Origin of the sequence: Microcoleus sp. B6-A1, from assembly GCF_036705085.1 — a bacterium.
GTDB lineage: Bacteria > Cyanobacteriota > Cyanobacteriia > Cyanobacteriales > Microcoleaceae > Microcoleus.
Map to the genome: position 1 here is coordinate 1 of NZ_JAUBTU010000145.1, position 11,349 is coordinate 11,349.

Here is an 11,349-nt window from a genome sequence, read left to right on the forward strand (position 1 = left end):
TTGATTGTGTTATTTATAAAATTATCCTATGTATTCAATTACTGTAATTAAACTTCACTACATATTTATTACTACCATCTGAAGATGCGATCGCGCCCCAAAGCTGGGCAACCGTTGCCGGCAGCAGAAATATTCCTTTGGCCAAGCTATTTGGGGAGGGAAGGTCAATAAATTTAGCATCAGCAAATGATGTTTCCGAATCCACCTCTATGGTATTTTCGGGGAGGGTTTCTCGCACGCACGGAGATGCTAGCGTGAAGTTTTTCAAATACTTAAAGTGTTGAGTTAGGTCTTTAGCCCACATTAAATCGAGATACCTGCAGCCTTTGGAGTCGCAGAAGGATGTTGTGATGTTGAGGACTAGCAGGTAGCGCTTGTCTATGGGCATCAAAGTCGGTTCTTTGGCCCCATCTTCTGTGATATTTAACGAGTTGGAGTCCATAAAATACACTAGGATTGAATGCGATATATCTATTTTAATGCCACTTTAGCCAGTTTTTAGTATTAATTGACACCCTAAACACGCAATCATATCGCCAAAGAATACTGAAGTCCATATTAAATCTCCCCAATCTGGGTCAATACTCCGCACAGTTTTTGGAACTATACTACAAGCCTTACAGGGCAAGCAGCATAAAAAAGTCGAATTAAATGCCGCGTCAGGGGTAGAGATGACATTGATTTCATTATTTACGCTAGCCTCAAAGTCAAGTAAGAATAAGCCATTGGGCAATAGAAAAAGTGTCCGGACTCTTGCTGGATCAAAGTCGATACTGCCTGTAGGCTTGACTGGCAGCTCGGTGCAGCAGCGAATGTCGGTAAACTAACCCATTCATGTCGTCGGAATAGCCCCCGCCAATCACGCAGGCAACGGGATAGCCGCCAGCCAAACACGCCATCAAAACTTGCATTTCCCGGCGAAATAAGCCCGTATCAGTTAAAGCTAATTTTCCCAGTTTGTCACCGTGATGAGGGTCTACTCCAGCATCGTACAAAACTAAATCTGGCTTGACATTTGACAGCAAATCTGGTAAGAATTTATCCAATGTTTGTAAATATTCGTCGTCCTCCATACCCACAGCCAAAGGTACATCTAAATCGCCCTTTTGTTTAGTGCCGGGAAAATTGACTTCGCAGTGCATCGAGAAAGTAAAAACGCTACTGTCATCTTGGAATATTACGGCGGTTCCGTCTCCTTGGTGGACATCTAAATCGACAATTAAAACTTTGCGAACTAAACCATTTTTTTGTAAGACGCGAGAGGCGATCGCCAAATCATTAAAAATACAAAAACCAGACCCAAAAGCAGGGAAGGCGTGATGAGTTCCGCCCGCAGTATTGCAAGCCAAACCGTATTCTAAAGCGAGCTTTGCAGTTAGTACAGTTCCTGCAACCGCAGTGCAAGTGCGATTAGCAAGGGCCCGACTCCAAGGCAGACCAATTCGCCGAGTCGCTTTGTCATCGAGCGTCCCGTTGCAGTAAGCTTGAACGTAGCAGCGGTCGTGGACTAATTCAATCCATTCTTGAGGCCCAAGTTCGGGAGCGTGAAATTGCGATTTATCTGCTACTCCGTCCGCGAGCAGCATCTGGTAAAGCATCCGAAACTTTGCCATCGGGAAGCGGTGCTCCGGTGGCAGAGGTGCAACGTAATCTTCGTGGTAAATAATTGGTAAGTCCATTAAAATTATTGTATAACGAATGAATCTCCAATTGAACGCCTGCAAGCTCAAATTTAAATTCGCTGGAGAACCTGTATATGCAACAACTAAAAACAGTCTGGCAGTCCGGCAGCAGCCACCCCGAAAATGCTGACAATCTCGATAATATCAGTCAGTGGTGGGGAAACCTGAACGGGAAAGAAATTAGCTGGGTAGAGCGACTGATTCCGCAAATCGGCGGTCTGAGCGAAATTCACTGGCACCCCCAGCGTTTTGACGAAAAATTTGTGATAGTCAATCCCGAAATTCGGGAGCAAACTCTCTATTGGTACAAACCCGATTCTCCTGTCCAACGTAACAACACTGTTGACAAATTAGAACTTGACAACTTGCAACAGCAATTGTACATCTATCCTCAGTTGGAAGCGGAACTGGTAATTCGCGTAGGAATTCCCGAAGTTAAATATCAAACACTTGAATTAAACAATCCCGAAATCGCCTTGGGCGAAGATAATATGCTGCTGCTGTGGGAATCTGACCAAGAACTAGAAATTAAAATTTACCTGAGCAGTGAAAATATTGCTAAACTTAAGGAATTGCTGGCCTAGAAAAGACCGAGAAAATAGTTTATATGGTAGGCTTTGGGTGCGGGGTGGATGGATCTATACTCTTAGTCCCCTATAAATATCTTAAGACTGATGGGCGGGTGCGTCAAAACCGAGGTTTTTCACAGCCATACTTCGTTGCAGCGACAAGAGTAAAAAAAAACGGTTTCTTCGCCTCGCCGTATGTCCCGGTGTGTATCTCGGCTAAAACCATTTGAATGTGGCAGCAGAATGTCAAGAAACTGGTGTTATCCTCCTGGGACTTTTAATGCAATGCAAAAGTCAAGCAAAAAACTGTCCTGCATCAACCGGGTTGTACGAAAATACTTGGTCGCAGCCCTTGAACAAAGTTAAAAAACCCGCTTGCTTTGGTCTGGAGTGCCTAAGCGATGATTGTTTTTCTGCAAACTTAATTTGGACATCAAATAAGGGGATTTGTTTCGGCAATAAAATATGGTTAACTACGGTTAATTTGAGTGGGAAACTTAAGACAAGCAACCAATAATTTTTCAAAATAGAAGGTGCGTTAGTTGATGGCTAATATCTAAAGTTAATCCTCTATTTGCTGAGTCTGAAAAGGTTTAATAAATAATGCTCATCGGAAGGCATCGCTAAATTTATTAAATCATCAATCTGCTGCTTGCACTAAAAACTTCACAATAATCCGACAAAAAATGATATTTGACAAAGAAATTATTCACATTTTAATTATTGATGCTCAGCCCCACAACCTGCGGTTTATATCAAACATATTGACGAAAGAAGGGTATAAAGTTCAGCGGGCGATTTCGGGAGAAATGGCGGTTAATGCTAATTTAACCGTTCTCCCAGACTTGATTTTGCTAGATATTGCCATGCCCAAAATGAACGGATATGAAGTCTGTACCAGACTGAAATCCAACGAGAAAACGAGGGAAATTCCGGTTATTTTCTTGAGTGTTTTTGATGAAATATTTCACAAAGTCAGAGCTTTTGAAGTCGGCGGTGTTGACTACATTACTAAGCCTTTTCAAGTGGAAGAATTTTTAGTGCGGATCGAAAGTCAATTGACTATACAACAGCTATCAAAACAATTAAAACAGCAGAATGCCCAACTGCAACAAGAGGTAGAATTTCGCAAGCGAACAGAACAATCACTCCGGGAAAGCAAAGCGCGGTTGCAGAAATTGGCGGTCAATATACCGGGAGTTCTTTATCAATTTATCAAGAAGCCCGATGGAAGTTTTAAGTTTGAATATATTAGTTATGCTTGTCGGGAGATTTACGAATTAGAGAGTGAGGAAATATTAACAAATCCTGACTTTTGCTTCGCTCAAAATCATCCAGATGACCTAGAATATCTGGTCAAAAAAATTGCTACTAGCGCCAAAACCTTAGAACCTTTTGCCTTTGAATGGCGGATTATTACACCGTCGGGGAAACTCAAATGGCTGCAATCTAATTCTCGACCAGAAATGCGCGATAATGGCGATATTGTTTGGTATGGCGTACTTTTTGATATCAGCGATCGCAAGCACGCGGAAATAGAAATGGCAGGAGCTAAAGCTGCTTTAGAACGGCAAGTTCAGCGAGAATTGCTGATTGCAAAAATAACTCAAGAAATTCGCTCAAGCTTGCAGCCAGAAAAAATATTTCAAATAGCTGCAACTCAAATCGGTCTGGCATTCTGCGTCAATCGCTGTTTGATTCATACTTACGTTACTACTCCCCAAGTCGATATTCCTCTGGCGGCAGAGTATCTCGAACCCGAGTGCGAATCTATTCGGAACGTACCTGTTCCAATTTGGGGCAATCCTCACGTCATACAAATGATGATACAAGATCTGGCGATCGCCTCCAACAATGTTTATTCAGACCCTCTGTTGCAAGCTGTTCAACCGATTTGCCAGAAGGTTGGGTTAAAATCGATGCTGGCAATTCGCACTTCTTACCAAGGCCGGGCAAACGGTGCTATCTGTTTGCACCAGTGCGATCGCTACCGGGAATGGACTTCCGAGGAAATCGACTTATTAGAAGCTGTGGCGGCTCAAGTAGGGCTCGCCATCGCTCAAGCTAAACTGATCGAACGAGAAAAAAACCGAATTCAGCAGCTCGATCGGCAAAATAAAGTGCTGCAAGCAGAAATTCGCACCCGTGTCCGCGCCGAGCAAGCTCTGCAAGAATCTGAAGCAGAATTGCGGGCGATTTTTGCCGCCATGACTGACACAGTTTTAGTGAGAAATGCAGAAGGGCGCTGTATCAAAATCGCCCCGACAGCATCAACGAATTTGGTGAAACCTCCCAGCGAAATGATTGACAAAACCGCCCACGAAGTCTTGCCGAAACCTATAGCAGATTTAGTATTAGATGCCATCCAACAAGCTCTAAAAACGAAGCAAACTATCAATGTTGAATATAGCTTTAAAGTCGGAGAGCGCGACGTTTGCCTCGATGCTAAAGTTTCTCCCCTGACTCCAGATTCAGTAATTATTGTGGCGCGAGATATTAGCGTTCGTAAACAAACAGAATCCGCACTCAGAGAAAGCCAGCACTTCATTCAAGCAATCGCCGATTCCAATCCCAACCTGTTGTACGTTTACGATGTAATTGAACAGCGGAATGTTTATGCCAATCGACAAATTTCGACGATGCTCGGATATACCGCCCAAGAAATACAAGATATGGGTACAGCAATGATGCCAATTCTGCTCAACTCCGACGATTTGCCAAATTTTTTTGATAGCGTACAAAAAGTTGATCAAGCCAAAGACGGTGATGTCGTTGAATGTCAATACCGAATGAAACACAAAAACGGTGAATGGCGGTGGATGCACAGTTGGGATACAGTATTTCTCAGAACAAGCGATGGTAAACCTAAACAAATTCTCGGCACTGCTAATGACATCACAGACCGCAAATTAGCCGAAGAAAAACTGCTAGAGTCCCAACAAAGAATCTCATTTTTATTGCAGCAAACGCCGATCGCCATTATCGAGTTAAACCTCAATTTTGAAATTATTACTTGGAATCCCGCAGCCGTTGCTATTTTTGGCTACAGTGAGCAAGAAGCGATTGGTCGAGTTGCCTCCGATTTGATCGTACCTGAAAGCTACCACCGGCAATTATCTGAGATTTTCAATCACGACTTGAACCCCAAATCCAGCGGCACTACCGAAAATCTGACTAAAGACGGCAGAATTATCATCTGCGAGTGGTACAATACTCAACTAATTGACGATAACGGTACAGCAATCGGCATTGCTTTAATGGCTGTAGATATTACCGAACGCAAGCAAGCAGAAACCGAACTGCAAGAAAGTGCTTTACGACAAAGAGCGATCGCCCGCATCATTGAAAGAATGCGGCAGACTTTAGATATCCGAGAAATTTTTCACGCCACAACCCGAGAATTGCGCCAAACCATGAAGTGCGATCGAGTCGCCATTTACCGTTTCAATCCAGACTGGAGCGGCGAATTTGTAGCCGAATCCCTTGACCGCAAGTGGGTTTCTTTCATCCAATCACAGGAGATCGATTCTCACCTTACTGAAGGCGCTTTAAACAGCGACCGTTGCGTCGTCAAAGAATTAGATAGCCCCTCACAAGAAGTACGCGATACCTATTTGCAACAAACCCAAGGCGGAGCCTACAGCCGAGGTACAACTTACCTTTGTGTCCCAGATATTTACAAGCAAGGTTTCGATAATTGTTACATCCAATTGCTAGAAAGATTTCAAGCTAAATCCTACATTATTGTACCAATATTTTCTGGCAAAAAGCTCTGGGGATTACTAGCATCCTATCAAAATTCTGCCCCCCGCCAGTGGAGTGAAGCAGAAATCAACGTTGCAGTTGATGTAGGTACTCAGCTAGGAGTAGCATTACAGCAAGCGGAATTGCTCGCCCGCACTCAAAGGCAGTCCATAGAACTGATGAAATCCAAAGAAAACGCCGAAGTTGCCAACCGCGCCAAAAGCCAATTTCTAGCTTCCATGAGCCACGAACTTCGCACACCTCTCAACGCCATTCTCGGTTTTTCCCAAGTCATGGCCCGCAACAGTTCTATCACGGAAGAACAAAAAGAATACATAGAAATTATTAACCGCAGTGGCGAACATTTGCTGGAACTCATCAATGATGTTTTGTCAATGTCCAAAATAGAAGCAGGTCAAATTACTATCAATCCCAGCAGCTTCAATCTCTACAACCTTCTCAACAGTCTCAAAGAAATGCTGCAACTAAAAGCCAACTCAAAAGGTTTGCACCTAATCTTTGAAAAGGCCGATGATTTGCCGCAGTACATTCAAACAGACGAAGCTAAATTGCGGCAAGTTTTAATTAACCTAATCGGCAATGCGATTAAATTTACTCAACAGGGAACCGTTACTTTGCGCGTCAGCAGCAAAGCTGAAAAAGACGCCACAGAAGAAAACAAATCCCAATTGTATTTTGAAATTGCCGACACGGGACCCGGCATTTCTCCCTTGGAAGTTTCCACATTATTTAAGCCCTTTGTACAAACCGAAACAGGTCGAAAATCTATGCAGGGAACGGGTCTGGGGTTGCCGATTAGCCAACAGTTTGTTCGGATTATGGGAGGTGATATTGCTGTAGAAAGTCAACTAGGCAAAGGCACAACTTTCAGCTTTAATATCTGGGTTAACTTAGTAACAGAAAGTGATGAACAAGAAAAATCGACGGTTAAACAAGTTATTGCTTTAGAAGCAGGGCAAGACACTTATCGGATATTAATAGTTGAAGATGTAGCGGAAAATCGCCAACTGCTGCTTAAGCTGCTGGTACCCCTGGGATTTGAAGTCCGGGAAGCAACTAACGGTCAAGAAGCAATTGCTTTGAATTCAACTTGGAAGCCGCACTTGATATTAATGGATATGCTGATGCCCGTGATGGATGGGTATGAAGCGACCAGACAGATTAAGAAAACTCTAGAAGGTAAAAAAACAATAATTATTGCCTTGACGGCTAGTGCTTTTGACGAGCAGCGGCAAATAATTTTGTCTGCTGGTTGTAACGATTTGATATGTAAACCGTTTCGGGAAGAGGTACTCTTTGAAAAGATAGCGCATCATCTCAACCTGCGTTATATTTATGAGAAAGAAAACTTATCTACTTCTTTTTCAACACCGACGCTGCTTAAAAGTTTGACCCCCGAGGATTTGAGTGTAATGCCCACAGACTGGGTGGTCGAGTTGCACCGAGCAGCACTTTGTGTTGATGACAACCGCATCCTCGAACTCATCGAGCAAATTCCCGAAACTGAGGCAAATCTCGCTAACGCTTTAACAGATTTAGTCGATAATTTTCGGATAGATATCATTATCGATTTAACTCAATTATATTATGATGAACGACCATCCATTACCAGCGACTCCTAAAGACATTCTGATCGTTGACGATATGCCGGATAATTTGCGACTTTTATCGACTATGCTGACATGTCACGGGTATCATGTCAGGAAGGCTATTAACGGACACTTGGCTTTGCAAGGGGCACAAATATCTCCTCCAGATCTAATTTTACTAGATATTAATATGCCGCAAATGAACGGGTATGAAGTTTGTGAGAAGTTAAAGTTAAGCCAACAAACTAAAGATATTCCAGTAATTTTTATTAGTGCCCTAGATGACGTGCTGGAAAAAGTTAAAGCTTTTCAAGTAGGAGGAGTGGATTATATTACTAAACCGTTTCAAGTAGAAGAAGTCTTAGCCCGCGTCCAAAATCAACTTTCCCTTCGTTTGCTGCAATCCAAACTGCAACAGCAAGCTAGGGAACTGCACGATCGCAATTCTAGATTGCAGGAAGAAATCGCAGAACGGCAGCGGGCTGAAGAATCAATCCGGTTTTTGCTGGAAACTACGCGGGCGATCGGCGAAGCTCTAGACTTTCACTCAGCTTTAGAAGTAATTCTGCACCAAGTTGGCGAAACAATCGGATGGGATGTAGGAGAAGCTTGGATTCCCGATGCAGAAGGAACTGTGCTGCAATCTGCCCGCGGCTGGTATGCCAGCAACGCGAGGATGGAGGCGTTCCGCAGGCAAAGCGAACAACTGACATTTGCCATGAATATAGGGCTGCCGGGACGAGTTTGGGCCTCCAAGCAACCGGAATGGGTAGAAGATATTTCCATGGGCTACCCGCATTTTTTCCGAAGTCAGATAGCACTAGAACTAGGATTCAAAGCGGGTTTTGGCGTGCCGATTTTGGTAGGCGATGAAGTATTGGCAGTGCTAGTTTTCTTTAAAATTTCGTCTGGTGGGAAAGACGCACGATTTATAGACGTTTTTAATGCGGTCGGCACTCAATTAGGTTCTTTGATTCAGCGCAAACAAGCAGAAGAATTGTTGCGTATTGCTCAAGAAAAATATCACAGCATTGTAGAAAATGCGATGGAAGGCATTTTTCAAAGCACGCCTTCAGGAGGCTATCTCAGCGCTAATCCAGCTTTGGCAAAATTGTACGGCTACGAATCGCCAGAAGAACTGATGTCCGAGATTAAAAATATTGCTCAGCAACTTTACGTTGACCCGGAACGCCGCCTCGAATTTGTGGCTGCTATGGATACTGAAAATGCCGTTTCGGGATTTGAATCTATGGTATGTCGCAAAGACGGGCGCCGGATTTGGGTGTCAGAAAATGTTCGGGCTGTTCGAGATTCAAAAGGTGAGCTGCTTTACTATGAGGGTACTGTTTCTGACATTACCGAGCGCAAATTAGCACAAGAAGCGCTAAAAGTTCAACAAGAACAAAGCGAGAAGTTGCTGTTAAATATTTTACCCAAACCAATCGCAGAACGCTTGAAGGCAGAGCAAAGCACGATCGCCGACAGTTTTGCCCAAGTAAGTGTTTTATTTGCTGATATTGTTGGCTTTACTGAGTTGTCTGCTAGAATGTCTCCCACCGAGTTGGTAAAGCGCTTGAACGTGATTTTTTCGCACTTCGACCAGTTAGCTGAAAAATACGGTGTGGAGAAAATTAAGACTATTGGCGATGCTTACATGGTAGTCGGGGGGCTGCCTACGCCGAGACATGACCACGCCGAGGCGATCGCCCAAATGGCCCTGGGAATGCAGGCAAAAATAGCAAAGTTGTGCGCCGAGACAGGGGAAAAACTGGCAATTCGTGTTGGCATCAATTCCGGGCCGGTGGTTGCGGGAGTAATTGGTGTGAGCAAGTTTACGTATGATTTGTGGGGAGATACGGTGAATGTAGCGGCGAGGATGGAAGCTACGGGTTTTGCAGGCAGCATTCAAGTTACTGATGTTACTTATGAGCTTTTGAAAGATAAGTATTTGTTTGAGAGGCGAGGCGTGATTCCGGTAAAAGGTAAGGGGGATATGATGACTTATTGGTTGCTACAAAAAAAGTAAAATTTGGGAATTGGGAAGGAAGAAGAAGAAAGAAGGAAGAAGGAAAAAGGAAATTCGGCAACGGATTAGCTTTCTTCGGATGTAACGGATGTAACGGATGTCAGTCCGATGGAAGTCGGAATAAGGAAGTCGGAATAAGGAAGTCGGAATAAGGAAGTCGGAATAAGGGGATAGAAAGAAGGGCTCTCCTGAGTTTATGGTGTAAAAGAGATCAACCAATACAGTTAGAGTGATGAGCTTTCATTTAGACTATCTAGGGCTTGCTGAATAAGTCCAAAAAACTCAAAAAAGTTCGATCGCGCTATTGCTCGCCTACGCTCAACTTAAGTTTTTCTTTTGGTTGTAATACCAGGGCATAATTTTTGATAATTTTTGCCTTCTTTCCAGTTGTTATTAATAAAAATTGACACACAAAAAGCCACAATAACCGCAATAACCCTGCCACAAGGTTCATGACTAAAAAAGCAATTGCAATCGTTGTTTCGGATGTATTATCGAGTTTAGCCATCACTCGATCGAGATTAAATCTTCTTTTTGCTTGACCAAATTTTCCTTCTATAGCCTGACGGGCTTTTTCATCTTCTCTAGCTTGCTTCTTTGTGGCTTTACTCACATGAGCTGGCCGTCTCCCCAAGGGCGGACCGCTCATCCTAATTCCTCTTTCTTTACACCATTCTCGATTCATCAGTGTGCGGTAAATCTGGTCAACATGAACCGACTCTGGGTAATGTCCTGTGAATTCTTTAAATGCTTCTACTTGGGCTATTAAGTCTCCTGATTCATTGAAGTTATCCCAACTAATTCGATCTATAAATATATACCCGTCACAACTGCTAGCTGAGATTTTGGCTCCAAACTCTGTGGCTTTTCCTGCTTTTCCTCTAACTATGGGACGAACATGGGGTTGGGTTAAACTTAGTATTCTCTCGTCAATTCTATTTGTTTTGTGTTGGTACATCCAGGATTGTTGGCGGTAAACTTCCTGACAGACTAGCAGCAGTTTATATTGTCGCTTACTCAAGTTCTCCAAAAGGGAGCCTAACTCGATTAATTGCTCAATATGAGCTAGGTTTCTTTTGATATATTGCAGTTGCTTTTTAAGGGCTGTTCTTTTTTTGCTCTGCGTCGGTCGGCGCTGCGAAAGCAATCGCTAGGTAATCTTTACGAGCTTTTTTGCGGTAGGTTCTGGGTTTTTTCGGGCATTGGTCTTTGATTGACTCGTAGAGGATATCTACGATTTTTTCTGTTTGCATTCTTGTTCGATTGAGAATTCCTATGTCAGTTGGATAGGTGATATCTGCGCGCTTCACAAGTTGCATCTATAGCAATCCTAAATCATTATCAAGACTATGATACAATTATATGCAATACTTGATTGTGACCATAAAAAAATGAATAACTTACAACTGCAAGAAAAAGATCTGGAAAAAGAAATAGCCCAATTAGAAGATTTCATTAAAAGCGATATCGATGCAAGAGAACTAAAACGAGCAATAGCTGTAAGGATGGTGCTTTCAGGTAATATCTACCATGAAATCAGCAAAATATTAGGTGTAAGTAAATTTGTATCCGCTCAATAAATCGGGGTAACAGTAAAAAAAGAAAGTTCACAATCTAGGCACAGCATGGTAGAATATGACATATTATTAATCATAAAATCAAGAATGTCATAGTCTTTTTTAGCCACTAAAGTCACAATTAACCGTGGGTTTATACGA

At 42.9% G+C, this 11,349-nt stretch carries 6 protein-coding genes and 1 pseudogene; 4 read left to right on the plus strand and 3 right to left on the minus strand.

Translation table 11 applies throughout. The annotated features are described in order from the left end of the window. Positions 1–34: 34 nt before the first annotated feature. Together QUB11_RS30030 and QUB11_RS30035 are read right to left on the minus strand one after the other, a co-directional pair. Complete coding sequence (locus QUB11_RS30030) at positions 35–442, minus strand: hypothetical protein (RefSeq protein ID WP_333207292.1); 408 nt, start codon at positions 440–442, stop codon at positions 35–37. A gap of 319 nt (positions 443–761) precedes the next feature. After that, positions 762–1,679, minus strand: a complete 918-nt coding sequence (locus tag QUB11_RS30035; RefSeq protein ID WP_333207291.1) for a histone deacetylase — start codon at positions 1,677–1,679, stop codon at positions 762–764. Positions 1,680–1,756: 77 nt separating this feature from the next. On the opposite strand from QUB11_RS30035, the gene QUB11_RS30040 reads away from it, so the two are divergent. From QUB11_RS30040 to QUB11_RS30050, 3 genes are all read left to right on the plus strand, one after another. Next, entirely contained in the window at positions 1,757–2,266 is a 510-nt protein-coding gene (locus QUB11_RS30040; protein WP_333154472.1) for a hypothetical protein, read from the plus strand. A gap of 671 nt (positions 2,267–2,937) precedes the next feature. Then, positions 2,938–7,638, plus strand: a complete 4,701-nt coding sequence (locus QUB11_RS30045; protein ID WP_333207290.1) for a PAS domain S-box protein — start codon at positions 2,938–2,940, stop codon at positions 7,636–7,638. After that, positions 7,604–9,631: an adenylate/guanylate cyclase domain-containing protein gene (locus QUB11_RS30050; protein ID WP_333207289.1), complete on the plus strand. Its 2,028-nt coding sequence runs from the start codon at positions 7,604–7,606 to the stop codon at positions 9,629–9,631. Before QUB11_RS30045 ends, QUB11_RS30050 begins: the two co-directional genes overlap by 35 nt. A gap of 301 nt (positions 9,632–9,932) precedes the next feature. Here the strand turns inward: QUB11_RS30050 and QUB11_RS30055 are convergent. Beyond that, a pseudogene (locus QUB11_RS30055) lies at positions 9,933–10,932 on the minus strand (IS5 family transposase); the annotation flags it as partial. Between the two features lie 90 nt (positions 10,933–11,022). Between QUB11_RS30055 and QUB11_RS30060 the strand changes: the two are divergent. Beyond that, positions 11,023–11,211, plus strand: a complete 189-nt coding sequence (locus tag QUB11_RS30060) for a helix-turn-helix domain-containing protein (protein WP_333207288.1) — start codon at positions 11,023–11,025, stop codon at positions 11,209–11,211. The last annotated feature ends 138 nt before the right edge of the window (positions 11,212–11,349 follow it).